Origin of the sequence: Accumulibacter sp., assembly GCF_029255125.1 — a bacterium.
GTDB lineage: Bacteria > Pseudomonadota > Gammaproteobacteria > Burkholderiales > Rhodocyclaceae > Accumulibacter.
In genome coordinates this window covers 18,183-44,949 of sequence record NZ_JAPUVR010000130.1, presented here as the reverse complement: position 1 = coordinate 44,949, position 26,767 = coordinate 18,183, and the positions used below count along the sequence as shown (strand labels likewise).

Annotated in this window: 21 protein-coding genes and 1 tRNA gene; 14 read left to right on the top strand and 8 right to left on the bottom strand. The window is 65.2% G+C overall.

All coding sequences use genetic code 11. From position 1 onward, the window contains the following. The first annotated feature begins 128 nt into the window (after positions 1-128). Positions 129-6,884 (top strand): PilC/PilY family type IV pilus protein, encoded by a 6,756-nt coding sequence (locus Q1L59_RS14015; protein ID WP_300333258.1) that lies wholly within the window; start codon positions 129-131, stop codon positions 6,882-6,884. Positions 6,885-7,023: 139 nt separating this feature from the next. Here the strand turns inward: Q1L59_RS14015 and Q1L59_RS14010 are convergent, their stop codons facing one another. Both Q1L59_RS14010 and Q1L59_RS14005 read right to left on the bottom strand, forming a co-directional pair. Next, on the bottom strand, positions 7,024-7,833 hold the full coding sequence (locus tag Q1L59_RS14010; protein ID WP_300333255.1) for a class II glutamine amidotransferase: 810 nt from the start codon (positions 7,831-7,833) through the stop codon (positions 7,024-7,026). A 20-nt stretch (positions 7,834-7,853) separates the two neighbouring features. After that, positions 7,854-9,032, bottom strand: a complete 1,179-nt coding sequence (locus Q1L59_RS14005) for a trypsin-like peptidase domain-containing protein (RefSeq protein WP_300333252.1) — start codon at positions 9,030-9,032, stop codon at positions 7,854-7,856. 22 nt (positions 9,033-9,054) lie between these two features. Here Q1L59_RS14005 and Q1L59_RS14000 point away from each other — a divergent pair, with 22 nt between their 5' ends. The 12 genes from Q1L59_RS14000 to Q1L59_RS13945 all read left to right on the top strand — a co-directional run bounded on the left by Q1L59_RS14000 (position 9,055) and on the right by Q1L59_RS13945 (position 22,002). Next, the gene (locus Q1L59_RS14000; protein WP_300333249.1) at positions 9,055-9,801 is read left to right on the top strand and encodes a Nif3-like dinuclear metal center hexameric protein; all 747 of its coding nucleotides are present in this window, start codon (positions 9,055-9,057) and stop codon (positions 9,799-9,801) included. A 25-nt stretch (positions 9,802-9,826) separates the two neighbouring features. Next, on the top strand, positions 9,827-10,522 hold the full coding sequence (locus Q1L59_RS13995; protein WP_300333247.1) for a fumarylacetoacetate hydrolase family protein: 696 nt from the start codon (positions 9,827-9,829) through the stop codon (positions 10,520-10,522). A 128-nt stretch (positions 10,523-10,650) separates the two neighbouring features. Next, positions 10,651-10,727, top strand: a tRNA-Arg gene (locus Q1L59_RS13990). 65 nt (positions 10,728-10,792) lie between these two features. Then, on the top strand, positions 10,793-12,676 hold the full coding sequence (locus tag Q1L59_RS13985) for a thiamine pyrophosphate-dependent enzyme (protein WP_300333245.1): 1,884 nt from the start codon (positions 10,793-10,795) through the stop codon (positions 12,674-12,676). A 61-nt stretch (positions 12,677-12,737) separates the two neighbouring features. Next, positions 12,738-13,370, top strand: a complete 633-nt coding sequence (locus Q1L59_RS13980) for an indolepyruvate oxidoreductase subunit beta (protein WP_300333243.1) — start codon at positions 12,738-12,740, stop codon at positions 13,368-13,370. Between the two features lie 130 nt (positions 13,371-13,500). Beyond that, entirely contained in the window at positions 13,501-14,361 is an 861-nt protein-coding gene (folD, locus tag Q1L59_RS13975; RefSeq protein ID WP_300333242.1) for a bifunctional methylenetetrahydrofolate dehydrogenase/methenyltetrahydrofolate cyclohydrolase FolD, read from the top strand. After that, complete coding sequence (gene purE / locus Q1L59_RS13970) at positions 14,354-14,851, top strand: 5-(carboxyamino)imidazole ribonucleotide mutase (protein ID WP_300333240.1); 498 nt, start codon at positions 14,354-14,356, stop codon at positions 14,849-14,851. The genes folD and purE overlap by 8 nt, the downstream gene beginning before the upstream one ends. Before the next feature lie 28 nt (positions 14,852-14,879). Continuing rightward, positions 14,880-16,037, top strand: a complete 1,158-nt coding sequence (locus tag Q1L59_RS13965; RefSeq protein ID WP_300333239.1) for a 5-(carboxyamino)imidazole ribonucleotide synthase — start codon at positions 14,880-14,882, stop codon at positions 16,035-16,037. After that, a complete protein-coding gene (locus tag Q1L59_RS13960) occupies positions 16,027-17,049 on the top strand; it encodes an L-threonylcarbamoyladenylate synthase (RefSeq protein ID WP_300333237.1) in 1,023 nt (340 codons plus the stop codon). Before Q1L59_RS13965 ends, Q1L59_RS13960 begins: the two co-directional genes overlap by 11 nt. A 100-nt stretch (positions 17,050-17,149) precedes the next feature. Further along, positions 17,150-18,127 carry a DUF533 domain-containing protein gene (locus tag Q1L59_RS13955; protein ID WP_300333235.1) on the top strand — a complete coding sequence of 326 codons (978 nt, stop codon included), beginning with the start codon at positions 17,150-17,152 and terminating at the stop codon, positions 18,125-18,127. Positions 18,128-18,134: 7 nt separating this feature from the next. After that, positions 18,135-19,691 carry a protein adenylyltransferase SelO gene (locus Q1L59_RS13950; RefSeq protein WP_300333233.1) on the top strand — a complete coding sequence of 519 codons (1,557 nt, stop codon included), beginning with the start codon at positions 18,135-18,137 and terminating at the stop codon, positions 19,689-19,691. A gap of 97 nt (positions 19,692-19,788) precedes the next feature. Next, positions 19,789-22,002 carry a patatin-like phospholipase family protein gene (locus Q1L59_RS13945; protein ID WP_300333230.1) on the top strand — a complete coding sequence of 738 codons (2,214 nt, stop codon included), beginning with the start codon at positions 19,789-19,791 and terminating at the stop codon, positions 22,000-22,002. Positions 22,003-22,017: 15 nt separating this feature from the next. On the opposite strand, the gene Q1L59_RS13940 is transcribed toward Q1L59_RS13945, so the two are convergent. The 6 genes from Q1L59_RS13940 to Q1L59_RS13915 all read right to left on the bottom strand — a co-directional run bounded on the left by Q1L59_RS13940 (position 22,018) and on the right by Q1L59_RS13915 (position 25,109). Beyond that, the gene (locus Q1L59_RS13940) at positions 22,018-23,007 is read right to left on the bottom strand and encodes an NAD(P)H-dependent glycerol-3-phosphate dehydrogenase (protein WP_300333227.1); all 990 of its coding nucleotides are present in this window, start codon (positions 23,005-23,007) and stop codon (positions 22,018-22,020) included. 8 nt (positions 23,008-23,015) lie between these two features. After that, entirely contained in the window at positions 23,016-23,483 is a 468-nt protein-coding gene (locus tag Q1L59_RS13935; protein ID WP_366145662.1) for an SH3 domain-containing protein, read from the bottom strand. Further along, a complete protein-coding gene (secB, locus tag Q1L59_RS13930) occupies positions 23,464-23,931 on the bottom strand; it encodes a protein-export chaperone SecB (RefSeq protein ID WP_300333225.1) in 468 nt (155 codons plus the stop codon). The genes Q1L59_RS13935 and secB overlap by 20 nt, the downstream gene beginning before the upstream one ends. 107 nt (positions 23,932-24,038) lie before the next feature. Further along, a complete protein-coding gene (grxC, locus tag Q1L59_RS13925) occupies positions 24,039-24,314 on the bottom strand; it encodes a glutaredoxin 3 (RefSeq protein WP_300333223.1) in 276 nt (91 codons plus the stop codon). Next, positions 24,311-24,730, bottom strand: coding sequence for a rhodanese-like domain-containing protein (locus Q1L59_RS13920; protein ID WP_300333221.1), 420 nt, complete (start codon positions 24,728-24,730; stop codon positions 24,311-24,313). Before Q1L59_RS13920 ends, grxC begins: the two co-directional genes overlap by 4 nt. A gap of 67 nt (positions 24,731-24,797) precedes the next feature. Continuing rightward, positions 24,798-25,109 carry a metalloregulator ArsR/SmtB family transcription factor gene (locus Q1L59_RS13915; protein ID WP_300333219.1) on the bottom strand — a complete coding sequence of 104 codons (312 nt, stop codon included), beginning with the start codon at positions 25,107-25,109 and terminating at the stop codon, positions 24,798-24,800. A 140-nt stretch (positions 25,110-25,249) separates the two neighbouring features. Here Q1L59_RS13915 and Q1L59_RS13910 point away from each other — a divergent pair, with 140 nt between their 5' ends. Further along, entirely contained in the window at positions 25,250-26,758 is a 1,509-nt protein-coding gene (locus Q1L59_RS13910) for a peptidoglycan DD-metalloendopeptidase family protein (protein WP_300333217.1), read from the top strand. Positions 26,759-26,767: the final 9 nt, after the last annotated feature.

Here is a 26,767-nt window from a genome sequence, read left to right as displayed (position 1 = left end):
GCCAAAACAGGTTTACTACCGCATCACGACGCGCATCGTCGGGCCGCGCAATACCGTCAGTTATGTCCAAACCATCGTCGCCATCTAGGCGCACTGCAACACGCTGCACCCGCTTCAAGGAGTTCGCCATGCACGCTCTCTGCCCACCGATCGCCCGAGGGTACTCGCTGCTTGCCGCCGCGCTCGCGCTGGCCGCCGGCGTTCAGGCGGCAACCACCGACCTCGCCACGGCACCGCTTTCGGGCGCATCCGAGATTCAGGTCTACCCGAACATCATGTTCGTGCTCGACGACTCCTACAGCATGAACGATGAGGCGCTACCCGATTGGGCCAACGTCACACCCCTGCACCTGGTGCGCAACCCGGGTTTCAACGGGATCACGTACAACCCGGCAACGCGCTACATACCGCCTGCGTATTACTCGACAACGGGTGCGCCCGATACGACGACTTACCCAAGCAGGACGCGCGCCGCGACCAGCGGCTGGACGAACGTCACCGACGACGGCTACGGCGTCCAGCGCCGGGGCGATACCGGAACCACCGGCAATAGCAACCTGACGCACGGTGCGTACTACTATACGACGGTCGTCGGCGAGTACTGCACCGATCGTACCCTGCGCAACTGCGTCGCGGCAAATGCGCCGAGTACCAGCCACCCGGTACCTGCAACGCTGCGTTGGTGCAACAGCCTGGCCGCTTCGCTCGCCGCCACGCCGCCGGAAAATTCGTGCCGCGCGCTCTATACGGACAACGGCTACAAGTATCCACGAATGCCTGAACCGCACACCAGCAAGCTGACGATCAGCGTCGGCGGTTCAGTTGCAAACATCAGTGTCAACAACCAGAAAATCCTCCCGGCGGCCATCCCGTCGAGCGGTGCCGAGGCTCTGGCGACCAGCATCGTCGCAGGGATCAACGCATGTTCGTTTGGCATTCAGGGCAACTGCCAAACCGTCGGCTATCGCGCGTCAGCTTCCGGAAACGTCGTGACGATCAGCGCACCGGCGGCTTTCGCCACCCCGACCCAGCCGTCGGTTGAAGGCGGGGGGACTTTCCAGGTAACCGCGTTCGGCCGCTCGACAACCGAGGGCGAAAACCAGGCGCCGGGAGATGTCGTCCTGAACGTCATCACCGAGGCCCGAACCACTTACCCGAAAGCGGCAACCCGCCTCGACTGTGGGACCAGCACCGACACGACCTGCACCTACGATGAGGAGATGACCAACTACGCAAACTGGTGGGCCTACTACCGTACCCGCATGCAGACGATGAAGACGGCGACCAGTCTGGCGTTTGCAAGTGTCGGAGAGCAACGTCGGGTCGGCTACATGACGATCAACAACAACACCGGCAGGGACTTCCGAAATATCCAGGAGTTCAGCCCGGCGAACAAGAACGCCTGGTACAACAAGCTCTTCTCCGCGGTCCCGGTGAGCGGCGCGGATACGCCGCTGCGCCAGGCACTTTCCAACGCCGGGCATATCTACGCCGGCCTGAAGAACGGGCAGCAGTTCAACGGTGAGACGGTGGTCGATCCGATGCAGTATTACTGCCAGAAGAATTTCACCATTCTGTCGACCGACGGTTACTGGAATCAGCAGGCTGGCTTCACGCTCACCGGTGGCGCTGTTGGCGACCAGGACGGCGCCGTAGCGCGGCCACAGTACGACGGTGGTGCCGGACAAGCGCTGCGGGTGGTCAGTAAAACGCTGCAGACCCGCACGCCAACGCGCGCGACGCAAACCCAGATGCGCTCGGAGCAGTTGCAGAGCAAGACATGGCAGCTCCAGGAACAGACGACGGTCCCGCAATCGACTACCCGCAATCTGGAGACGAGGACATCGGCACTGATCCAAATCAGATACCAGCTGTGGGAATCGGCCAACCACCTGCAGCAACGGACCAACACACTGCCGACGATCAGCACGCGCGACCGACCACAGTCTAGTATCGAACAACTGCAGAAGCGCACACTGAGCAGTTGGCAAGGCAAGACGGCGAGGCTTCAGCTCAGGCAATCGTATCTGCAGACGAAAACCTCTGCCCTGCAGAAACAAACGGCAACGCTGCGAACCCTGACCTACACGCTCCAGGTGCAAACCAGCCCGTTGATGCAGACCTTGCGCCAGGTCCAGGCACGGACATCGAGTAACGGCGGCGAGTCCTGGAGCCAATGGCAGGACGTCGACCGCTGCGAAGAAGACACCAGAGGCTCCAGCCTGCGGGAATGCCGAATGCTGCCGACCGTGACCCGCGAGGTAAGTGAGTGCAGGGTCAGCGCCGCCGTAGAAAACCAGACGATCAACCAAGGAACAGACAGCGAGACGCGACTCTGGGTGACCGGCTCGTCGTGCACCTATGGCAGCGCAAGCGGCTTCCAGACTGCGACGACGACCTGCGTTGCCCGCGCACCATCGATCGATTCGGGCGAGGGCTCGGTCTTCCAAGGGCCGGCGACCGAATGCCGGTACGCAGCCGGCGATTGGGCCGATGCAACTGGAGCGTGCACCCGGGTCGAGCGTTCTAGCGGGAGTCCCTACAACGTCCTGACCGCGCGGGAGTGCGACTATGTGAGCAGCGGCTGGTCGGACGCGACGGCAGCGTGCACTCCGCAGGCACGCTCCACATCTTCGCCGTACACGGTACTCAGTGCGACCGAGTGCCGCTATGGCGACTTTGGCGAGTGGACCTACGCAACCGGAACGTGCACGCCACGCCCCCAAGACCTCAGCGCCTATACCATCGTGCAGGCCACGCAGTGCCGCTACACGGGCTTCTCGGACTGGTCGGACGCCAGCAGCGCGTGCACGGCCACGGCCGAGGATCCCAGCAATTACACGGTGGTGACGGCGCGAGAGTGCCGCTACAGCAGCTATTCGGACTGGGCCAACACGGCGTCGCCGCCGTGCGTCGTGCAAGCGCCGTCGAACAGTTCGCCTTACACGGTTCTCACCGCCACCTCTGAATGCCGGCAGACATGGACCGACTGGGCAGACACGGATCAGACCTGCGTTGCCGCAGCAGGAGCAACCGAATGCCGTTACGCCCCGCCGACGGCGGCGGTCGATGATGCCACGTGCCCCGGTTCGGCAAGCGCCAAATCAACCGGACCGACGTATTCGGTTACCCAGGCAAAGACCTGCTCGTACGCCTGGACGGCACCCACGGTAACGGGTGGCACATGCACGCCGAACGCGGACACCGTCTGCGGCACGACCTGGACTGACTGGTCGGATACCGATTCCTGCACGGTGCAAGCCGGCATCCGAGAATGTCGATACAACCCCGCCACAACGTCGAGAGCGGTCGATAGCTGCACGACTGCGGCCGCATCGAACGGTTCGCCCTACACGGTGCCAATCGCTCGCGTTTGTTCCTACCAGTTCCTGGATTTTGCCAACAACATCACCGCATGCACCAGCCTGGCACAGTCCACGTCGTCGCCTTACACCGTCGGTTTGGCCGTTCAGTGCAACTACCTGGCGGACTTCTCTCCCGTTTTCTGGAGCGCCTGGACAACGGCCAACGCGGGCTGCACCGTGACCAGCCGGAACGGCGATGACTATGTTGGCCCTGGGCGAGAATGCCGGTACGCAGGAGAAACGCAACCCGCCGACGACCCTGGTTGCCCTGAATCCGCGGTCGCCCCGTCTACCGGTCCGAACTATACGGTTCCTGTCGCCAAGACGTGCTCGACCAGGTGGGGATCATGGCACGACGCGACCACCTGTACCGACGACGGAAGCACCCGCAGATGCAGCTATGTCGAAGGCGAGTGGGCAAATGCCGCGGAATGCACACCGGTGGCACGACAAAATGGACCAGCTTACTCGACCAACGGCAGGGAGTGCCGAACGATCGTCGGACAGGATTGGCACGACGTAGCGAGTTGTACGCCAGGAACCAGCAACGGGGAAACGATCAATTGCACGACGGTGGTTCCGCAAGTCACCAGGCAATACGTCGCCGGCTGCCCGTCTACCGGCAGCCCAACGTGTTCACAGCCGGTCGATGAGCCTGCATCGGATGCGAACGGTGGCGTTGCCACGACCTACCAAACGACTCGAACCAGTCCCGCAGACGTGGACAGCTGCACGCCAAGCGAGCCGCAGAACTGTCCGGCAGATGAGTCCCAGCCCGACCTCTGCGAACGCATCGAGTGCAGTGCGCGCTCACTTGGTCCCACCCCAAACACCTTGGCCGATGTCGCCCAGTACTACTACATGACCGACTTGCGGACGCCGACGCTGGGGAACTGCTACTCCAACGGCGATACGACCCGCAACGTCTGCCAAGGCCCGGACGGCAGCGGAGCCGATGCCGAGATCCAGCGCATGAACACCTACACGCTGGGCCTTGGCGCCTCCGGTCTGATGCAGTACGACAGCCGCTACCAGGAAGCCCGTGAGGGTGACGGGAGCGATTTTGCCAGCATCAAATGGACGACCATGGCCGATCCGGCAATGGGCATTTGCTCGTGGCAGACGGCTGGCGAGTGCAACTGGCCGCAACCGAACGAGAACTCGCCGCAACCGAACCAGAACTCGCGGCAACAGGCAAACATCGACGACCTCTGGCACGCGGCGGTCAATGGCCGCGGCACCTACTTCAGCGCGCGCGACCCGACCGGTCTGGCGAATGCGATCGGTGCCGCTTTGGCCGACATTGGTTCGGCGCGCGGTTCGGTCGCCGCGGTTACCCTGACTTCGCCAAATCTGGTCGCGGGGGACGGAAATGGCGTTTTCCAATCGTCTTTCGAAGTCGGCGTCTGGGCCGGCGATGTGATCAGAAGACCCGTCGATGGTGCGACCGGGGTGGTTTTGAATAGCATCACGTGGTCGGCCGAGGAGCGTTTGCGCCGCAAGCTGACCAACGAAGGCGCCGCGGCCGCCGACCATCGGCGACGAACCATCTATACCTTCAATCCCAGCGGCGAAAGCGCCACCGGTGCGGGCGACCGGCTCAAACCCTTCGTCTGGAGCAGCCTTTCCGATAGCGAAAAAGCGTATCTGCAGTCGCCATGGGTCAACGCCGAGCGTCTGTCGCAAACGGCTTGCGTCAGCGAAAGCGATGTGGTCTGCCTTGACCCAGGCGTGCGCGCGAACGCCGGCGGAGAGACGCTACTCAACTTCCTGCGCGGCGATGCGACGAACGAAGGCACGGTCGACAACCGGATCGCGCTCTACCGCAAGCGAACGGCAAGCGGCAGCGACGTCCACCGTCCGCTCGGCGACATCGCTGGTTCCGAGCCGGTGTATGTTCAAGCTCCGCCGTGGAACTACGTCGACCAGCAGTACGCTCAGTTTCGCGAAAGCAAGAGCAACCGCCAAGCCATGATCTATGTCGGCGCGAATGATGGCATGCTGCATGCATTCTATGCTGCCGACGGGGGCACCGGAATCATTGGCGGCGACGAAGCCTGGGCCTACGTCCCACGACTCGCGTTCCCTCGGCTGGCGCACCTGGCTGACAAGCGCTACCCGACGCGCCACCAGTACACTGTCGATGGCACGCCGGTGATGGGCGACATCTGTGCCGACACCCCGGCCAACTGCCGGGCCGCCAGCACTCCGGAGTTGTGGAAAACGATTCTGGTCGGCGGCCTGAATAACGGCGGCCGCGGCTACTACGCGCTTGATATCACCGACCCGGAACACCCGAAGGCTCTCTGGGAGTTCACCCACGACAACCTGGGGTACAGCTTCGGCAATCCGGTGATCACCAAGCTGCGCGACGGCACCTGGGTCGTCCTCTTCGCATCGGGCTACAACAATATCACTCCCGGTGATGGCCAAGGACGACTGTTCATCGTCAACGCAAACAGCGGGCAACTCGTCGCCGCAATCAACGGCGGATCGATCAGCACGGGTGTAGGTAGCGTCGACGCGCCGAGCGGCCTGGCGAAGATCTCTGCCTGGGCCAACTTTCCCGACCTCAATAACACCGCCGAGCGCGTCTACGGGGGCGACCTGGCCGGAAATCTGTGGCGTTTCGATGTCAACGGCGAAATCCCGCAGACCGCCGACCCACCAGTCTACGACGCGCAGCGCTTGGCCACGCTGAAAGACGCGGCGGGTAATCCACAACCGATTACGACCCGGCCGGAACTCGGCCGCATTGCTTATCAACCCGTTGTCTTCGTCGGCACCGGCAAACTCCTGGGCGCCAGCGATTTCCTGCCAATCCACGAGTCGACGCCGCGCTTCCAGCAACAGTCGTTTTACGCCATCAAGGACAGACTTACCGACACTGACTTTGGCGACCCGCGCACTACGACAGTTGCGCAGCCCACGGGTACCGGTACAGGTACGACCCAGGTCAGCAATTTCACGCGCTGGGTTCTGACTGCCGGTACTTGCTCGACGGTAAACCCGATCTGCCAAGCAGGCGACCCCATTGTCCAGACGGCTGCGCTGCCGCGCGAAAGCGGTGAAACCGACGAGGCCTACGCCGCGCGCCAGCAGCAGACGCGGCAAGCGATGCTGCGCCAGGCGTTCGGAGCCTACAACGACGGCTGGTACCTCGACCTTCCCGGCGACGGCGAGCAAGCCAACACGGATCCGGGCCTGACCAAAGGGATACTGGTTTTCAACACGAATCGTCCGCTCGAAGGCGGGGGGTGCGTGCCGGTTGCGGTCAGCTACCAGTACTGGCTCGACTACCGTACGGGTGGCGCACTCGAGACCACGATGGGCGTAGTCGCGCGCAAGCTGGGTGACGTACTGGCCACCAGCGCGAAGCTCGGGCAGACGTCGGGCGGGGGACGACCGGTCTTCGAAACCGGCCTTGATAACCCGTCTATCCGGAGCGATTCTCCGCCGGCGGGAACCCCGCCGCCGGTACCGCGCCGCGTCTCGTGGCGCGAGTTGACCAACGAATAGGCCTGCGCAGGCTCGGATCGACCGCCACCTGGCCGGGAATGCCCCCCGGCCAGGTCAGGCGCGGCGGCACCGTGATGGCCCTGGCGCGCCGCCCGATCATCGGCCTTTCTCGCGTCGCCGCGACTCGTCCGCTTGCCGCTCAGACCTCGACTACTCGCGCCGGTCCTGGAACGGTCAGCCGCTGGCGTAGCGGCGCCCCGTCGACGAACAGCCAGAGACTGCCGGCCGGCATCGTCGTCCAGCGTTCGTTGTCGGTCAGCGGCAGCGTCGCAATCACCGCGACCCGGTCGTCGGGTGTCGTCACCGCGCTGAAATCGATGCTCAGATCCTGATCGCTCAGGTGCGCCACGGCAAATGGCGCCTGGCGAACGATATGGCTGAGCTGGGTCGAGCAGTGCGCGAACAGACAATCGCCATTCGACAACAGGTAATTGAACGAACCCCGCGAGCCTAGCTCAACAGTCAACTCGTGCACCGCCGAAAAGAGCGTCGCCTGATCGGGTGGTCGGCAGCCGAAACGCTCGCGCAAGCACTGCAGAAGCCAGCAGAAAGCACGTTCGCTGTCGGTCTGTCCGACCGGCGTGAAGCTGCCGTCGAGCGTGGGGGCGAAGTCGGGCAAGTTCCCATTGTGGGCAAAAATCCAGTAACGCCCCCACAGCTCGCGCATGAAGGGATGCGTGTTTTCGAGCGCGACCGCACCCTGCGTCGCCTTGCGAATATGCGCGACGACATTCTTCGAGTGAATTGGGTAACTGCGCACGAGTTCGGCCACCGGCGACGCGCAGGAAGGCTGTGGATCGAGGAAGACGCGGCAACCGCGCTCTTCGAAAAAGGCAATTCCCCAACCGTCGCCATGCACGTCGGTAGCACCGCCACGCACCTGAAAGCCGGCAAACGAAAAGCAAATGTCGGTCGGAACATTACAGTTCATGCCGAGCAACTGACACACGACAGCGCCCTCTCGCCGCCCTATTCGCGCGCGCGCCGCTGCGGCGCCCGCTTGCCGATGCGCACGGTCGTTTCGACGACGTTCTTCTGGCGGCGCAAAGTAAAGGCGACCGTCTCGCCCGGTTTCTGACCGGCAATCAGGTCGAGCATTCCCTGCGGGTCGCGTACCGCCCGGCCGGCGACAGCGAGCATGATGTCGCCCGGCTTGATCCCTCCCGCATCGGCCGGGCTGCCGCGCTGGACGCCAGCGATCAGCGCGCCATTGGTATCCGGCAGGCCAAACGATTCAGCCAGGTCGACGGTAATCTCCTGCGCCTCGACGCCGATCCAGCCGCGTGTCACGCTGCCGGTCTGGATGATCTGCTGCATGACGTCCTGGGCAATCGAAATCGGGATGGCAAAACCAATGCCGAGCGAACCGCCCGAGCGCGAATAGATCGCGGTGTTGATACCGATCAGTCGACCCTCGCTATCGACCAGCGCACCGCCCGAGTTCCCCGGATTGATCGCCGCGTCGGTCTGAATGAAATTCTCGAAGGTATTGATTCCCAGATGCGAACGCCCGAGCGCCGAGATGATCCCCATGGTCACCGTTTGTCCAACGCCAAAGGGATTGCCGATTGCCAGCGCCACATCGCCAACGCCGACATCTTCCATTCGACCGAGCGAGATGGCCGGCAGAGCCAGTTGCTTGCCGTTGGGTTCGCTGATCTGCAGGACTGCCAGATCGGATTCGGGATCGCTGCCGACCAGGCGAGCATCGAGGTTGCGCCCGTCACTCAGGGCAATCTCGATCTGATCGGCTGCCTCGACGACATGCAGGTTGGTCAGCACGTAACCGCTCGCACTGACGATCACGCCCGAACCCAAGCCGGAAGTGCGCGGGCTTTCGCCACCCCCACCGCCTTCACCGAAGAAATGGCGGAAGATCGGGTCGTCGAGGAAAGGATGACGACGCTCCTTGATCTTCTGCGCAGTGAAGATGTGGACCACCGACGGCAGCGCCTTCTGCGCCGCCTGCCGGTACGAGGTGGCGGCAAGCGCCGGCTCGACGCGCGCCGGCGCGGGTAGCGGAGCAGGCTCGGGACGGCTATCGCCCGTCTCTTTTCCCAGCCACTCGGGCTTGAGTGTCGTGATGACGAAAAGAATGGCTAAACCAATCGTCACCGTTTGTGCAAAAATCAGCCAGAGCCTGCGCATGGGAAAATGGGGGAGCCGAAAAATGAAGCGCGACGAACTGACACGCTATCTGGATGGCCTGCTGGACGCAGGACGCTGGCGCGATTATTGCCCAAACGGCCTGCAAGTGGAAGGACGGCCTGAAATCGAGCGCGTCGTCGCCGGCGTCAGCGCGAGTGCCGGGCTCATCGAAGCGGCCATCGAACGTAATGCCGACGCCATTCTGGTTCATCACGGGTGGTTCTGGCGTGGTGAAGACGCGCGCATCGTCGGCATCCGGCGCAAGCGGCTGCACTTGCTTCTGGCGCACGAGATCAACCTGATTGCTTACCACTTGCCGCTCGACAGCCACGCCGAACTGGGCAACAACGCGCAGCTCGCCGGGCAGCTCGACTGGCGGGTTGATGGCCGCTTCGGCGAGCAGGACATCGGCTGGTTCGGGCATCTCGCCGTCCCGACGACGCTCGGCGAGCTGGCCAAGCACGTTAGCAGCCGCCTGCAGCGGGCACCGCTGGTCATCGGCGAGGCGAGTTGCACGATCAGCCGAATCGCCTGGTGCTCGGGCGCCGCGCAGAATCTCTTCGAGCAGGCGATTGCCCTCGGCGTCGACGCCTATCTGAGCGGCGAGATCTCGGAGCAGACTGTGCACCTGGCGCGCGAATCGGGCACCGCCTTCATCGCCGCCGGGCACCATGCCAGCGAACGCTACGGCGTCCGCGCGCTGGCCGAACACCTGGCCGAACACTGCGGCCTGCACTGCGACTTCGTCGATCTTGACAATCCCGTCTGACCCCCTTTCCCGAACAGGAGAACTCATGTCCTACGCTTTCCCCCCGCCAGCGCTGCCGGCCGTCCCGATCGCCGGCAGCGACGCGCTGTTTCCGGTCCGCCGCGTCTATTGCGTCGGCCGCAACTATGCCGACCATGCCGCCGAAATGGGCGCCGACACGCGCGAACCACCGTTCTTCTTCAGCAAACCGGCGGATGCGATCGTCCCCGGCGGCGGCAAAGTACGCTATCCGCCGGCCACCCGCGATCTCCAGCACGAAGTCGAACTGGTCGTCGCGCTGGCCGGTGGCGGTTCCGACATCGCGCCGGCACGCGCGCTCGAACTCGTCCATGGCTACGCGGTGGGCATCGACCTGACCCGCCGCGACTTGCAGAAGCGGGCGAAGGACAAGGGCCACCCGTGGGACATGAGCAAGGGCTTCGACGAAAGCGCACCGCTCGGCGCCATTCAGCCGGCAGCGCGGGTCGGTCACCCGGCGAGCGGTGCGATCTGGCTGGCGGTCAATGGTCAGGTCCGCCAACAGGGCGATCTGGCGCAGATGTCGTGGAAGATCGCTGAAATCATCGCCAATCTGTCGACCTATGTCAGGCTCGCCGCCGGCGACCTGATCTTCACCGGGACACCGGCCGGCGTGTCTACCGTGCTGCGCGGCGACGTGCTGACCGCTGGCGTCACGGGAATCGGCGAACTTGCCGTCGAACTGGTCGGCGCCGACGAGTAGGATCGGGCACGCGGCAAGCCGGACGGCGGCAAGGAATTGCCCCACCCCGCATGGCAGGCCGCGCTTGCCTGACGAGATACCGCTTGAGCCGCGCCGGCGGCCTGTGTACAATGGCGACCCATGGCAACGCGCCCGTAGCTCAGCTGGATAGAGTACTTGGCTACGAACCAAGGGGTCGGGCGTTCGAATCGCTCCGGGCGTGCCATAAGAACATGGGTTAGCGCAAGCTAGCCCATTGTTTTTGCGTGAAGACCTTCGCTAGGAGAGGCGATGAGCACGGCAGCGTCAGTAAGCACCCGGCGGCCAGCGGCAGCCAGCCGCCTTCTCATGTCGGGCAACGAGGCGGTCGCACGTGCCGTCTGGGAAGCGGGTGCGCGCGTCGCTGCGGCGTATCCGGGAACGCCATCAACCGAAATCCTGGAAGCCCTGGCCACCTACCCCGACATCTACAGCGAGTGGTCGGTCAACGAAAAGGTCTCGCTGGAAGTCGCGCTCGGCGCCGCCATGGCCGGCTCACGCAGCTTCTGCGCGATGAAGCATGTCGGCATGAATGTTGCGTCGGACGCGCTGATGACGATGACCCTGACCGGCGTCGTCGGCGGCCTGGTGATCGCGATTGCCGACGATGTCGGCCTGTCGTCGTCACAGAACGAGCAGGATTCGCGTTTCTGGGGCCGCTTCGCGCACGTGCCGCTGCTTGAACCGGCTGATTCGCAGGAAGCGCACGCGTTCACGCTGGCCGCCTTCGCCCTCTCCGAGCGTTTCGAGGTGCCGGTCATCCTCCGCCTGACGACGCGCATCTGCCACGTCAAGGGACTGGTGACGGTGGGTGAGCGCAGCGAGCCGGCGGTCGCCGGATTCCGCAAGGATGTCGGGCGCTGGGTGATGGTGCCGAGCGCGGCCGGCCGCCGCCTGCCGCTGATGTTTGAACGCGAGCGCAACTTGCGCAGCGCAGCCGAGACCTCCGAGCTGAACTTCGCGGAGACGGGCAGCGACCGGCGGGTCGGCTTCATTACCAGCGGGCCGGCGTACATGCACGTGCGCGAAAGCTTTCCAGCGGCCCCCGTGTTCAAGCTGGGCTTCTCGTATCCGCTGCCTTTCGATCGCCTGCGCGCCTTTGCCGAACAGTGCGAACGAATCGTCGTCGTCGAGGAAGTCGAGCCGCTGATCGAAAGCGAGCTGAAGGCACAGGGAATCGCCGTCGCCGGCAAGGACATCCTGCCCCTTTCGGGCGAATTGTCGCCGCAGATACTGAAACCGGCGATTGCCCGCCTGCTCGGCGAACCCGAGCCGCCGGCGGCGCCCACCCCCGCTTTGCCGGTTTTTCCGCGACCGCCGACGATGTGCGTCGCCTGCCCGCATCTCGGCGTGTACTACACGCTCTCGCAATTGCGCAACGTCACCATTTCGGGCGATATCGGCTGCTACACGCTCGGCTTCGGCCAACCATGGAACGCGCTCGACGCGTGCATCTCGATGGGCGCCTCGATGGGCATGGCGCTCGGCCTCGACAAGGGACGTAGCGACGCCGAAAAGGGCCAGAAGATCGTCGCCGTCATCGGTGACTCGACTTTCCTGCATATGGGAATGCAGGGTTTGCTCGACATCGTCTACAACCGCGGCAACGTCACCGTCCTGCTCCTCGACAACCGCGCGGTCGGCATGACCGGCGGCCAGGACAACCCGGGCAGCGGGCGCGACATCCACGGCGAGGACGCGCCGCGAGTCGATTTCGTTCGCCTGGTCAAGGCTCTCGGCGTGCGCGACGAGCGCGTCCACCTGGTCAATGCCTACGAATTGCCGGTGTTGCTGCGCACGCTGCGCGAAGAAACCAAGATCCCCGAGCCGTCGGTGATCATCACCAGTCAGCCCTGTGTGCTGATCAAGGACTACCACGCGCTGAAGCCTTATACGGTGATCGAAGACAAGTGCACCGGTTGCGGCAACTGCGTTGATGTCGGCTGCCCGGCGATCCACGTCACGCGCCGCGACCGGGTCAGGAAGGCGAGCGGGCGCGAAGTCGACCTCGCTTTCGTGCGCATCGAGAGCGCCGCGTGCACTGGTTGCGGGCTCTGCCTGAAGCCCTGCGCACCGGACGCAATCGTGCATGTCGACACGCTGGCAATGCCGATCAAGATCGTCAAGACAAGCTGAAACCCGGCACGCTGCGGTAACGCTCGGCGCGCCTGTCCTTGTGGGAAGAGAGTGTAATCCGATGTCTGAAGAAGGCCACTTCGCGACCACCAACATCCTCGTCGTCGGAACCGGTGGTCAGGGCGTGATGACCGCGACCGAAATCCTCGCCGAAGCGGCAATCGCGCTCGGCCACGACGTCAAGAAGACCGAAGTCGCCGGCATGGCGCAGCGCGGCGGGGTCGTCTCCTCGCACCTGCGCTTTGGCCGCAAGGTGCTCTCGCCACAGGTCACGCCGGGGTCGGCCGATGTCGTCCTCGGTTTTGAAGCAGCCGAGGCGATGCGCTGGCGCCACATGCTGCGCCCGGGCGGGCTGGTGCTGATGAATTCCGGCCGTCTTGTCCCACCGATCGTCGAACTCGGGCTCTACGCGTATCCGGCCGACCCGGTCGGCGAAATCCGCGCCGCCGGCACGCATGTCGTTTCCTTCGACGCCTCGGCCATTGCGCTCGAGCTGGGCGACATCCGGCTCGGCAACACGGTCATGCTGGGAGCCATTTCCGACCATCTGCCGTTTCCCGCCGAGGTCCTCGAACGCTGCATTCTGCAACGCTTTGCGAGCAAGAAGCCGGCCCTCGTCGAACTCAACCGCAAGGCTTTCGCGGCCGGCCGGCAAGCGGCCGAAGAGGCCGAGAAAGCTGCCGCGCCGGCCTGATCGCCAGCCAGGAAATGCCCGCCAAAAGAATCTTCACCCTTGCGGCCGGCGCCGGCAGCCGGCGCCGCTGCAGCTTCCCGCTCTCCGCTCCCTTCCCTCCCTTCCCTCTCTCGTCTCAGGAATAGCCCAGATGACCGCCCTGATCCTCGACGGAAACGCGCTGGCCCAGAAGCTGCGCGCCGACTTCAAGACACGCGCCGACGCGCTGACCGCGCGCGGCGCGCAGCCTGGCCTGGCGGTCATTCTGGTCGGCGAAGACGCCGCTTCGCAGGTTTATGTGCGCAACAAGGTCAACGCCTGCGCGCAGGCCGGGCTGCGCTCGGAGAAAATCACCTACCCGGCGGATGTCGAGCCGCAGCGCGTCCTGACGCGTATCGCCGAACTCAACGCCGACCCGACCATTCACGGCATCCTTGTCCAGCTCCCGCTGCCCAGGCACTTCGACAGCGACGCGGTGCTTGCCGCCATTTCTCCGGATAAGGACGTCGACGGTTTTCACGCCGAGAACGTCGGCGCACTGATGCAGGGCCATGCGCGCTTCATTCCCTGCACGCCCTACGGCGTGATGAAGTTCTTTGGCGAAGCGGGAATCGAGTTGAAGGGCAAGGAGGCCGTCGTTCTCGGGCGCTCGAACATCGTCGGCAAGCCGATGGCGATGCTCCTGATGCAGGCGAACGCGACGGTCACCGTCTGCCATTCGCAGACGCGCGACCTCGCCTTCCATACGCGCCGCGCCGACATCCTGATCGCCGCGCTGGGCAAGGCGCGCTTTGTCACCGCCGACATGGTGAAGCCGGGCGCTGTCGTGATCGATGTCGGAATCAACCGTCTGCCGGATGGAAAGCTGTGCGGCGACGTCGACTTTCCGGCGGTGAGTCAGATCGCTTCGGCGATCACCCCGGTACCCGGCGGAGTCGGTCCGATGACGATCACGATGCTCCTCGCCAACACGCTGGAAGCGGCCGAAAGAAAGGTTGGCCGCGATGGCTGAAGGAACGCCCCTGGTCGGCGTCGTCATGGGCTCCGACTCCGACTGGCCGACCATGCAGGCGGCAGCCGTGCTGCTCAAGGAATTCGGCGTGCCTTTCGAGACGCGTGTCGTCTCGGCGCACCGCACGCCCGACCTGCTCTTTGCCTACGCCGCGAGTGCCGCGCCACGCGGCCTGCGTGCGATCATCGCCGGCGCTGGCGGTGCCGCGCACTTGCCGGGAATGCTCGCCGCCAAAAGTATCGTTCCCGTGCTCGGCGTCCCGGTGCAGTCGAAAGCACTCGCCGGACAGGATTCGCTGCTGTCGATCGTCCAGATGCCGAAAGGAATTCCGGTCGCCACTTTTGCCATCGGCGAAGCCGGTGCCGCCAATGCCGCACTTTTCGCGGTCGCCATGCTGGCCAGCGGCGACGCCGAACTGGCGCAGCGGCTGAGCGATTTTCGCCGCGCGCTGGCGGACAAGGTAATGGCGATGAAACTGCCCGAAGTGTGAGGCTGCGCGTCAAGCCCTGTCGCCTCCGATGATTCTTCCCCCGGCCACACTCTGCATGCTCGGCGGCGGCCAGCTCGGCCGCTTCTTCGTCGGTGCCGCGCACGAAATGGGTTATCGCGTCTGGGTCCTCGACCCTGACCCGCACAGCCCGGCCGGACTGCTGGCCGACCGCCATCTGGTCGCTGCCTACGATGACTATGCCGCGCTCGACCAGTTGGCCGAAACCTGCGCGGCAGTCACTACCGAGTTCGAGAACGTCCCGGCCGGAACCCTGGACTACCTGGCCAAGTTCGTCGTCGTCCGCCCTTCGGCGGCGGCGGTCGCCGTCTGCCAGAACCGCATCGCCGAAAAAAGCTTTCTGCGCGAGCATCAGCTACCGCACGGACCTTTCGCCGCCATCCACAGCGAGAACGACCTGCGCACCGCAGATCCCGGGCTTTTCCCGGCCATTCTCAAGGTCTCCCGCTTCGGTTACGATGGCAAGGGACAGGCCGTCGTCGCCGACCGCGAGCAGGCGCTTGCCGCGTTTCAACACTTGCGCAGCGAAAGCTGCGTGCTCGAAAAGAAACTGCGCCTGGATGACGAGCTGTCGATCGTCCTGGTGCGCGACGAGAACGGGCTGGTGGCAAGCTTTCCGGCGGCCGGCAACCGCCACCGGCAAGGCATACTCGACGTTTCGCTGGCGCCCGCCGCAATCGCGCCGCAACTGAGCCACGACGCGGCCGCGATCGCCGCCACGATCGCCGAGCGCCTGACTTACATCGGCACGCTGGCGGTCGAGTTCTTCGTCGTCGATGGCCGCCTGGTGGTCAACGAAATGGCGCCGCGACCGCACAACAGCGGTCATTACACGCTCGACGCCTGCCATGGCAGCCAATTTGAACAACAGGTACGCGCCTTGTGCGGCCTGCCGCTTGCGTCAACCCGCGCACATTCAGCGGCGGCAATGGTCAATCTGCTCGGCGATCTCTGGTACGAAAGCACACCTGCCGGAACCCGCTATCGCGAACCCGACTGGGCCGCGCTGTATGCCTTTCCGACGCTCAAGCTGCACCTCTACGGCAAGCACCACGCGCGGCCCGGGCGCAAGATGGGACACTTCACGCTGCTTGACGACGACCCACAAAACGCCGGCCGGCTCGCCATGCAGGCGCGCGCGGCAATCGGTATCGGCGATGCCGATTGAGCCAGCCGCCCTGGCGCGTGCGATAAGCCTGCTACAGACGGGCGAAATCGTCGCTTTTCCGACCGAGACGGTCTACGGCCTGGGCGCCGACGCCGCCAGTCCGGCGGCCGTCGGCAAGATCTTCGCGGCCAAAGGCCGGCCGGCCGATCACCCGCTGATTGTCCATCTGGCCAGCGCCGACGACCTCGAGCAATGGGCGGTTGAGGTTCCCGAACTCGCCCACAAGCTTGCTGCAGCCTTCTGGCCGGGCCCGCTGACGCTGATCCTGAAGCGCGCAGCGTGGGTGCCGCTCGCCGTCACCGGCGGCCAGCCGACGATCGGCCTGCGCGTGCCGGCGCATCCGCTGGCGCTCGCGCTGTTGCACGCCTTTGCCCGCGCCGGTGGCGGAGCCGGCGGAAAGTGCGGAATTGCCGCGCCTTCGGCCAATCGCTTCGGGCGGATCAGCCCGACCGAGGCGGCGCACGTGCGCGCCGAGCTGGGCGATCGCGTACCCTTGATCCTCGACGGCGGACCTTGCACGATCGGCATCGAATCGACCATTCTCGACCTCTCGTGCGTGGCGTCGGTCGGCGCGCGCGTGCTGCGTCTCGGGCACATCACGCCGGAACAGATCGCCGCGGTGAGCGGTGCGCTGCCCACCGTGGCGCCCGGCAGCGCCACACCGCCACGGGTTTCCGGATCGCTCGCCGCACACTACGCGCCGCACACGCCGCTGCGTGTGGTGCCGACGCCGCAAGTACAGCAGGCGATCGACGAAGCACGCGCCGGCGGCCGGCGCTGCGCCATCCTTTGCCACAGCCGCCTGCCCGACAATGCGGCAGCAAGCATCAGCCAGCGCCTGTCCGACCAGCCCGCCGAGTACGCCGAGGGACTTTATTCGGCGCTGCGTCGTCTCGACAATCTGGCGGCCGATCTGATCATCGTCGAGGCGCCGCCGGCAGCGCCAGCGTGGGCGGCGATAGCCGATCGCCTGCAGCGCGCCGCGCGCGGCGCCGGCCGACACGGCGAGTAGGCGCGCCCGCCGACGGCACGGCGAGTTTAGTTGCCGGCGACCGGGAACTCGTGGATACTCCCCTGTGCCATGAGACCCATCCACCGGGAGACAGACACGCATGAACGAAAACGAGCAGCAAGCCATTCTCACCTTGAGCCTGATGGCGGCTTTTGCCGACGGCGCCAAGGATGAAGCAGAACGTGCCGAAATCAAGCGCATCGCCGATGCACTGGCGGGCGAAGGAACGATCAACCTGGCTGCGCTTTATCAGGACGTGCTGCTCAAGCGCGTTTCGCTGGCCTCGGCAGCGAGCGTCCTGAGCACGCCCGAAACGCGCCAGCTTGCCTTTGAAATGGCCGTCTGCGTCTGCAACGCCGATGGTGTTCAGTCGGCGCCGGAGCAAGCCTACCTGGCCGAGCTGCGCCGGGCGCTGGGGCTCGATGCCGAGATGTCGACGGCCTACGCCCGCCAGGCCGAGACGATCGCTGGCGCGCCGCTGGCTCCTGCCGGTGCCGCCGGCGCGTCGGCCAGTGCAGCGGCGGCGACCGGCGAGCAGCCGGTCATGCACGCGGCGACGCTGAGCCCGACCGAGATCGACAAACTGATCCTCGACGCGGCGATTCTCAACGGCGCGCTTGAACTGCTGCCCGAATCGCTGTCCACGATGGCGATCATCCCGCTGCAGATGAAGCTGGTCTACCGCCTTGGCCAGGCGTACGGCTTCGAGCTCGACCGCGGGCATGTCAAGGACTTTCTGGCGACGCTCGGCGTCGGTCTGACCTCGCAGTATCTCGAACAGGCCGGCCGCAAACTGCTCGGCGGCCTGCTCGGCAAGCTCGGCGGCGGACTGCTTGGCGGCCTGGGCAAACAGGCCGTCAGTTCGGGAATGAGCTTCGCCAGCACCTATGCGCTGGGCCATGTCGCACGACGCTACTACGCCGGCGGGCGGAGCCTGACGACGCAGATGCTGCGCCAATCGTTCGACGACATGCTCGGTGAGGCGCGCGGACTGCAGGCGCGCTATCTGCCCGAAATGCAGACGCGAGCGCGTTCGCTCGATGCAGCGCAGATCGTCCAGTTGGTCAGGCAGAACTGACAACCGGATGCTGGTTTTCGACAATCGCTTCCTGCGCGAACTGCCCGGCGACGCCGACCGGCGCAACGAACCGCGCCAGGTGCACGGCGCGTGCTGGTCGCCGGTCGACCCGACGCCGGTCGCCGCACCGCGCCTGATCGCATATTCGCGCGAGGTGGCCGCTGCCCTCGACCTCAACGACGACCTGCTCAGCCGGCCGGAGCTGGTCGCCGCGCTCGCCGGCAATGCGTTGCTGCCCGGCATGGCGACGTACGCCAGTTGTTATGGCGGCCACCAATTCGGCCACTGGGTCGGCCAGCTCGGCGACGGCCGCGCGATTCTCCTGGGCGAAGCGATCAATCGACGCGGCGAGCGCTTCGAACTGCAACTGAAGGGCGCCGGACCAACGCCCTACTCGCGCCGCGCCGACGGGCGCGCCGTCCTCCGTTCATCGATCCGTGAATTCCTGTGCAGCGAGGCGATGCACCATCTCGGAATACCGACGACGCGCGCTCTCAGCCTTGTCGCCACCGGCGAGACAGTCGTCCGCGACATGTTCTACGACGGCCACCCGGTCGACGAACCGGGCGCCATCGTCTGCCGGGTAGCGCCGTCGTTCACGCGTTTCGGACACTTCGAGCTGCTTGCCGCACGCGGCGATCAGGCACTGCTGCAACGCCTGGTCGATTTCACGATCGCCCGCGATTTCCCCGAGTTGTCCGCTGGACGCCCGGAGGAGCGCCTCGCCGCGTGGTTTGTCGAGATTTGCCAGCGCACCGCGCGCCTGCTCGCGCACTGGATGCGCGTCGGTTTCGTGCATGGCGTCATGAATACCGACAACATGTCGATCATCGGCCTGACGATAGACTATGGCCCGTACGGTTGGGTCGACAATTTCGATCCCGGCTGGACGCCGAATACGACCGACGCCGCCAGCCGGCGCTACTGCTTTGCCCGTCAGCCGGCGATCGCACACTGGAACCTCGAACGTCTGGCCGACGCACTGAGCACGCTGACGCCCGCCGCCAGCGATCTGGCGGCCGGCCTCGAACGCTATGATCAGGTCTATGCAGGCGAGTTTTGCGCTGCCTTTGCCGCCAAGCTGGGTCTGCGCGCCTGGCAGCATGACGATGCGCAACTGCTCGAAGACCTGTTCGAGCTGATGCGCCTGGCCGAGATCGACATGACCGAATTCTTCCGCGGCCTGGCGCAAGTCGACCTCGAGCGCCCGGACAGCGCGACGCTGCAGGCGGCGTTCTATCGCGCCGACCTGGCGCGACGCTTCGCCGGCGATCTGTCGCACTGGCTCACACGTTACGCTGCGCGCGCACGCCAGGATGGGCAGCCGGCAGCGCAGCGCGCGGCCGCGATGAATCGCGTCAACCCGCGCTACGTACTGCGTAACTACCTGGCGCAGCAGGCGATCGACCGCGCCGAACAGGGCGACGAGCAGATGATCCACGAGTTGCTCGAGGTTCTTCGCCAACCCTACGACGAACAGCCCGGACGCCAGGCGTTCAGCGCCAAACGACCCGATTGGGCGCGGCATCGCGCCGGGTGTTCGATGCTCTCGTGCAGTTCCTGAAGTGCGCAGACGGCGCCAGCTGGAGCGGCCGGCCGGCCAGCCGGTCTCCGCTCGTCGGCGCCCTGCGCAGGCTGCGCCCCCCGGCTGAACGGTCAACATGAAACCGAACCTGGTCCTGCGCCTGTTCCTCCGCCTCTTACTCGTCGCCCTTCTGGCCGACGCCGGTCTCGCCAGCGCCGCCGATTCACCGCGACCGCGCGTCGGTCTCGTCCTCGGCGGCGGTGGCGCGCGCGGCGCGGCGCATATCGGCGTCCTCGAAGTGCTCGAACAACTGCGCGTGCCCGTTGACTGCGTCGCCGGAACGAGTATGGGAGCGCTCGTCGCCGGCGCGTTTGCCGCTGGCCTGACGCCGGCACAGATGCGCGCCGAACTCGCCAAGGCCGATTGGAACGATCTATTCCGCGACGATCCCGCGTTCTATGAGCAGAGCTATCGCCGCAAAGCCGCCGACAGGCGCTTCCTCCCGGCGTCGGAGACGGGGGTCGGCGCGCACGGCGTGAAGTATCAGACGGGAATCATTTCCGGTCAGAAGATCAAGCTGTTCTTCAACCAACTGGTCCATTCCGACCTGGGCGAACGAATGATCGAAACGCTGCCGCTGCCGCTATCGATCATCGCCACCGACATCGTCAAGGGCGAGCGCGTGGTCATGCGCAGCGGCAGCCTGACCTCGGCGATGCGCGCCAGCATGTCGGTTCCCGGCCTGATGTCGCCGGTCGCGGTTGACGGGAGGAAGCTCGTCGACGGCGGTCTGGTCGACAACGTGCCGATCGAGGAGGTACGCGCACGCTGTCAGGCGGATGTCGTGATCGCCGTCAACGTCGGCTCGCCCTTGTTGACCGCAGAAGAGATCAGCGGCCTGGTCAGCGTTTCGGCCCAGATGGTCAACCTGTTGACCGAGCAGAACGTCACCCGCTCGCTGGCCAGACTGACCGCCGGCGACATCTACCTCAAACCGGATCTCAAAGGAATCACCGCCGCCGACTTCCAGCGCACCGGCGAAACGGCGGATCGCGGCGCGCTGGCCGCTCGCGCGGCGGCCGACCGCCTGCGCGCGCTGGCCGTGGACGAGGCCAGCTACACCGCCTGGTCGCAAGGCTTGCAGATCGCCCGGCGCGACGCTCCGCGCATCGATCAGATCGAAATCGCCGGACTGAAGCTGGTCAACCCGGCGGCGGTCGAGCGCCACCTGGAAGTCCGACCGGGCGACCGGATGGACCCGGCGGCGGTCAATTCGCAGTTGCTGCGCGCCTACGGCGACGGCTACTACGAACAGGTCGACTATGCGCTGACCCGTAGTCTGCGCGGAAGAAACATCCTGCGTATCTCGCCGCTGGAAAAGAGCTGGGGACCGGACTACCTGCGCTACGGCATCAACCTCGATACCAACTTCTCGGCCAATTCAAGCTACGGCTTGCGCGTCGCCTATCACAAGACCTGGCTCAACAGCCTGGGCGGCGAATTCATCGGCCAGGCAGAAATCGGTTCGCAGCCGGGCATCACGCTCGACTACTACCAGCCGATCGACGCTGCGCAGCGCTACTTCGCCGAAAGCAGCGTGAAGATTGGCAGCCGCCTGAGCGGCATCTATCTCGACGATCAAAGGCTTGCCGACTACAAGATCACCGAGAAGACTTTCCGCCTGGGCGTCGGCCGCAACCTCGGCCTGCTCGGCCAGGTGCGGACAGGCTGGAAGGAAACCTGGTACAGCGCCGAAAGGGACACCGGACTACCCATCTTTCCTGAGCTGTCGCTGCGCCACGGCGGCTGGACGGCGGCGCTCGACATGGATCAGACCGACCGGCTGTACTTTCCGACCAGCGGCTGGTCGACGCACCTGCACTACTTCGCCTCGCGCAGCGACAGTTACAGCACGCTCGACGCCGGCGCGACCGGCCACGCGCGGGTCGCCGACTGGGTGCTGAGCAGCCGGCTGTCGTATCAGGGTTCACCGCAAGGGCAGCGCCCGTTTCATGACATCGGGAATCTCGGCGGAATGCTCAACATGACCGCGTTCTCGCCCGGCCAACTCAAGGGCGACGATATCCGCTACGGCCACCTGCGCGCCGAAAGAATCGTCGGCCAACTGCCTCTGGGGCTGCGCGGCGACCTGCGCCTGGGAGCCGCCATCGAGACGGCCAAGGTTGGCCGGCCGACGACTGAAACCCATCTGCGCGGCTGGATCACCTCGGGCGCCATCTACATCGGCGGCGAAACCCCGCTGGGCCCGATCTACCTTGGCTACGGCTATTCCAACGCCGGATCGAGCGGCGGTTACGCCAATCTCTACCTGTTCCTCGGCACGCCCTGAGACAGGCGCCGACGATCAACTCGCTTCGATCTTCGGATCGCGCCGCAGGAGTTTGTCGACCGCCTGCGCCGCCGGCTCGTCACGATAGAGGATGGCGTCGACCGCACGCGTGATCGGCATGTCGATCCCCAGCCGCTCGGCCATCCGCGCCACTTCCCGGGTCGTGCTGACGCCCTCGGCGACGTGTCCGAGATCGTCCAGGATCTGCGGCAGCCGGCGCCCTGCTGCCAGCGCCAGACCGACGCTGCGATTACGCGACAGGTCGCCGGTACAGGTCAGAATCAGGTCGCCCATCCCGGCCAGCCCCATGAAGGTTTGCGGGTGTGCACCCAGCGCCACGCCGAAACGGGCGATTTCGGCCAATCCGCGCGTGATCAGCGCGGCGCGCGCGTTCAGCCCCAGCCCGAGCCCATCGCACACGCCGGTCGCAATTGCCATGATGTTCTTGACACCACCGCCGACCTCGACACCGGTCAGATCGTCGTTCGCATAAACGCGAAAGTGCGCACTGTGCAGCGCGCGCGCCATGCGATGACCAAACTCGACGTCGTTGGCCGCCAGCGTCACCGCCGCCGGTAAACCGCACGCGACCTCGGCCGCAAAACTGGGTCCGGACAGCGCACCGCACAAAGCCTCGGCGCCGAGTTCTTCGGCCACGATCTGATGCGGCAGACGCCCGGTCTCGGCCTCGAGTCCCTTGCACGCCCAGACCACGGGTCGCGCCAGACTATCCTCGCGCATGCGGCGCAGGCACGGTCGCAGGCCGGCCAGCGGCGTCGCCACCAGCACCAGATCGGCGCTCGCGACGAGCTCCGAGAAATCGTCGGCAATCGCCAGCTCATCGGGCAAGCGGTGGCCGGGCAACCGGCGCCGGTTCTCGCGCTCGGCGCGCAAAGCATGTCGCTCGCTCGCCTGGCGCGCCCACAGGCTGACCGTGTGCTGACGGCTGAAAGCGATGGCCAGCGCAGTCCCCCAGGCGCCGGCACCGAGAACGGCAATCTTCATGGCATGATTCAGACGCCCCAGACCTGATTGGCCCGGACGTAGCCCACCTGGCCGTCACGGTGGCGCACTTTCACCCAGCCGCCCGGCGCCGTATCAAGATAGTCGAGCGCAACGCTCTTCTCGGCCTCGAAAACGACCGGCGCCGATTCGTCGGCGTTTTGCCGGACGACGGCGCGTGCCGCTGTCACCAGCACGCTGCGCCGGTTGGCCAGCGATCGGGCTTCGATCCACGCCAAGCCGCCATCGGCGTCGCGCACTTTCGACCATCCATCGAGTCGGACGACGACTTCGACCGGCGTTCCGCGGCGAATGACGAAGAGCTTGGTCCCCTTCTGCGACGGCGCATCGTAGAGCACTGAAGCCGCCTCCACCGTGCGGTACTCGGCGGCCAGCGCGGAGCCGCCCGCTGCTGCCCAGGCGAGAACGACAAGCAGGCGGATCATCGCCGGCGGTACGCTACTGCGCCGTCGCTGCACCGTCGGTCTCCGCCTCACCGGCCTGCTGCTGCAGGCGGGCGACGTAAAGCGCCTCGAAATTCACCGGCTGCAGCATCACCGGCGCGAAACCGGCGCGCGTGACCGCGTCCGAGACGACTTCGCGCGCATAGGGAAACAGGATATTCGGACAAGCGATCGCCAGCAGCGGCTCCATGTTCTCGTCCGGTACATTTTGCACGCGGAAGATGCCGGCTTGCCCGACTTCGACGAGGAAGACCGTCTTCTCTTCGATCTTGGAAGTCACCGTGGTCGTCAGGGTCACCTCGAAAAGCCCCTCGCCTATGCCCTGGGCATTGCTCTGCAACTGGATGCCGATCTTTGGCGCTTCGCGTTCCAGATAGATCTGCGGTGCGTTCGGCACTTCCACCGAGAGGTCCTTGATATAGATCTTCTCGATGGCAAATACGGGGTTTTCTTGTTCGCTCATGGTCGGCTATTTCACCAGGTTAGGGAGTGGGGAGTGGAGAGTGGGCGGTAAGAACCGGACATTCCGGCGCAAGCGTCGTGGGCGGCCGTGGCTGTGGGCTTGCCGCGTCACGCACCGTCGCCCGCCAGCAGGGGCAACAAGCTGCCCGCTCGATCGAGTGCAATCAGGTCGTCGCAGCCGCCGACATGGAAATCGCCGATGAAAATCTGCGGCACGGTTCGCCGGGCAGTACGTTCGATCATCTCGTCGCGCCGGCCAGGGTCGAGGTCGATGCGCACTTTATCGATCTCGCCGACGCCACGCGCGCGCAGAATCTGTTCGGCGCGCACACAGTAAGGACATACCGCAGTCGCGTACATCAGAACACGTGGCCTTTCGCTCATCGACGGCCTCCCTTCTTCAACGGCAGGCCAGCCTCGGTCCATGCGCCGATCCCGCCTTCCAGCGTGTGGACGCGCGAAAAGCCGAGCTTGACCAACGAAGAGCACGCCGCCGACGAACGGGCACCGGTCTGGCAGACAAGAATCACCGGCTTGTCCTTGAACTGTTCGAGTTCGCCGCCCCGTTCGGCCAGCGCCCCGGCAGGAATGTTGCGCGCTGCCGACAGGTGCCCGCCAGCGTATTCATTCGCCTCGCGCACGTCGATCAACACGGCGTTCTCGCGGTTGATCAACATCGTCGCCTGCGCCGGGGTGACGCCGCGCGCACCGCCCGGTCGGCGCAGCGAAAGCACGAGAAGCAGGGAGCCGCTGACCATGGCGACGGCAATCAGGAGGATGTTCTGTTGTATGAATTCCAAGCGCAACTCCAGAAACTGACGGGCATCGAGAAATTTCCGACAAGATCGCCGCGCGACCTCGGCCGGCCTAGCTGTCGCCGCAGAAGACCTCGCGCATCATACCGATCAACTGCAGCGTGCGGGCATCGCCGACCCGGTAATAGACCCGGTTGGCCTCCTTGCGGGCCAGCAAGACGCCTTTTTCGCGCAAGATCGCCAAGTGCTGCGAGATATTGCTCTGCGAAGTACCGACCGCGCTGACGATCTGCTGCACGCAGACATCCTGATCGCCAACGACGCACAGGATCTTCAGACGCAGCGGGTGCGAAATCGATTTCAGCGCCCGCGCCGCCTGCTCGATATGCTCCTGCTTGTCGATGATGCTGGTCGGAATAGGCACGTTAGGTGATAGTTACCGATTATCATATAATTGTCGATTATAAACCAGATTCTCGATGCATGCGTGTTCGCCCCTGCCGGCGCTCTTCTCACCGTCGACCGATGGCGCCGCCGGGCGTTGGCGGACAGCGTGCTAGCGGCATGATATCCCTTGCCCGAAGAGGCGCGCGCTGGCTGCTTGCCGGCCTGTTGAGCGCCCTCGTGCTTGACGCGGGCGTAACCACTGCCGCCAGCCCGGCGAGCAAGGACGCGCCAGGCGCAACGGCGAGCGAGGTCGCCGGTCGCCAGAACGAGCTGAACGCGCTGCGCGCGCAGATCGAGAAGCTGCGTCGCACGCTGCTCAGCGCCGAGCAGTCGCATCGGAATTCGGCCGACGACCTGCAGGACGTCGATCGCACGATCTCCCAAACGCAGCGTGGGTTGCACGAATTATCATCCCGAATCAACGAACTGAAGCGCGAACTGAAGGAACACGACGAGCACTCGCGCGAGCTCGAACGACGCCTGAAGGGACAACAGGGGCAACTCGAAAAGCTCCTTCACCGTCAGTATCAACGCGGCAATCCCGATCCCCTGCGCCTTCTGCTCAACGGCGACGACCCGAATCAACTGGCGCGCGACCTCTTCTATCTGGAAGCCATCGGTCGCGCCCGATCGCAACTTCTCGTCGCAATGGCAGCGACCTTGCACGACAAACAGGCGCTCGCCAACGCCACCCGCCAGCAGACCGACGAGTTGTCGCTCGCCCTCAGCCGGCAGCAGGAAGCGCATGACCGCCTGCTCGCGCAGCGCGAGCAGCGGCGTATCGTTCTGAGCAGAATTGCCGACCAATTGGCGGCGCAACGGCAGGAGCTCGGCAATTTGCAGCGCGACGAAAAGCGCATGAGCGAACTGATCGATCGTCTGTCGAAGATCATTGCCGCGCAGGCGGCCGAGGAAATGGCGGCCCGCCAGGCGGCAGCGCGTCGCCAAGCGGCAGAGGCGGCGACGCGACGGCAGGCGGCCGCAGCGCTCACCGGCAAGCGGCGCTTGGCAACCGAGTCGACAGCCAGCCGCCCGGCGGCAGACGCTGCAACGAGCCGCCCGCCGGCAGAGGCGGCAGCCAACCGGCAAGCGGCAGACGCCGCGCCGCCTCGCGACCCGGCGCCGACCGCCGAGCGAGGCACACCGGAAGAGTCGGCAGCCGAGCAGGCGCCAGCGCCGCAAAAAGCGAGAGAAAGCGCCACCGAAGTAGCCGTTCCGGCAACTGGTAGCGGCCTGACGCGCTTGAAAGGCGGGTTGCGTGCGCCGGCCAGTGGCGTCGTCATCAATCGATTCGGCGCCAGCCGACAAGAAGGAAGCACCTGGAAGGGCGTCTTCATCCGCGCCGGCAGCGGCAGCGAGGTACGCAGCATCGCTGCCGGACGCGTCGTTTTCGCCGAATGGATGCGCGGTTTCGGCAACCTGCTGATCGTCGACCACGGCAGCACCTACCTTTCGGTCTATGCCAACAACGACGCCTTGCTCAAGCAGGTGGGCGACAACGTGCGTCCGGGCGAGGCGATCGCGACCGTCGGCAACAGCGGTGGCAACCCGGAATCCGGTTTATACTTTGAGCTTCGTCATCAGGGAAAGCCGCTCGACCCGCTGAGCTGGGTCAACCTGAAGTAGCGGACGCAA

Excerpts from the sequence above, each read along its gene's own strand:
- Q1L59_RS14015 (WP_300333258.1), top strand. The coding sequence starts at position 129 with ATGCACGCTCTCTGCCCACCGATCGCCCGAGGGTACTCGCTGCTTGCC.
- Q1L59_RS14005 (WP_300333252.1), bottom strand. The coding sequence starts at position 9,032 with ATGCGCAGGCTCTGGCTGATTTTTGCACAAACGGTGACGATTGGTTTA.
- Q1L59_RS14000 (WP_300333249.1), top strand. The coding sequence starts at position 9,055 with ATGAAGCGCGACGAACTGACACGCTATCTGGATGGCCTGCTGGACGCA.
- Q1L59_RS13995 (WP_300333247.1), top strand. The coding sequence starts at position 9,827 with ATGTCCTACGCTTTCCCCCCGCCAGCGCTGCCGGCCGTCCCGATCGCC.
- Q1L59_RS13985 (WP_300333245.1), top strand. The coding sequence starts at position 10,793 with ATGAGCACGGCAGCGTCAGTAAGCACCCGGCGGCCAGCGGCAGCCAGC.
- Q1L59_RS13980 (WP_300333243.1), top strand. The coding sequence starts at position 12,738 with ATGTCTGAAGAAGGCCACTTCGCGACCACCAACATCCTCGTCGTCGGA.
- folD (WP_300333242.1), top strand. The coding sequence starts at position 13,501 with ATGACCGCCCTGATCCTCGACGGAAACGCGCTGGCCCAGAAGCTGCGC.
- purE (WP_300333240.1), top strand. The coding sequence starts at position 14,354 with ATGGCTGAAGGAACGCCCCTGGTCGGCGTCGTCATGGGCTCCGACTCC.
- Q1L59_RS13965 (WP_300333239.1), top strand. The coding sequence starts at position 14,880 with ATGATTCTTCCCCCGGCCACACTCTGCATGCTCGGCGGCGGCCAGCTC.
- Q1L59_RS13960 (WP_300333237.1), top strand. The coding sequence starts at position 16,027 with ATGCCGATTGAGCCAGCCGCCCTGGCGCGTGCGATAAGCCTGCTACAG.
- Q1L59_RS13955 (WP_300333235.1), top strand. The coding sequence starts at position 17,150 with ATGAACGAAAACGAGCAGCAAGCCATTCTCACCTTGAGCCTGATGGCG.
- Q1L59_RS13950 (WP_300333233.1), top strand. The coding sequence starts at position 18,135 with ATGCTGGTTTTCGACAATCGCTTCCTGCGCGAACTGCCCGGCGACGCC.
- Q1L59_RS13945 (WP_300333230.1), top strand. The coding sequence starts at position 19,789 with ATGAAACCGAACCTGGTCCTGCGCCTGTTCCTCCGCCTCTTACTCGTC.
- Q1L59_RS13940 (WP_300333227.1), bottom strand. The coding sequence starts at position 23,007 with ATGAAGATTGCCGTTCTCGGTGCCGGCGCCTGGGGGACTGCGCTGGCC.
- secB (WP_300333225.1), bottom strand. The coding sequence starts at position 23,931 with ATGAGCGAACAAGAAAACCCCGTATTTGCCATCGAGAAGATCTATATC.
- grxC (WP_300333223.1), bottom strand. The coding sequence starts at position 24,314 with ATGAGCGAAAGGCCACGTGTTCTGATGTACGCGACTGCGGTATGTCCT.
- Q1L59_RS13910 (WP_300333217.1), top strand. The coding sequence starts at position 25,250 with ATGATATCCCTTGCCCGAAGAGGCGCGCGCTGGCTGCTTGCCGGCCTG.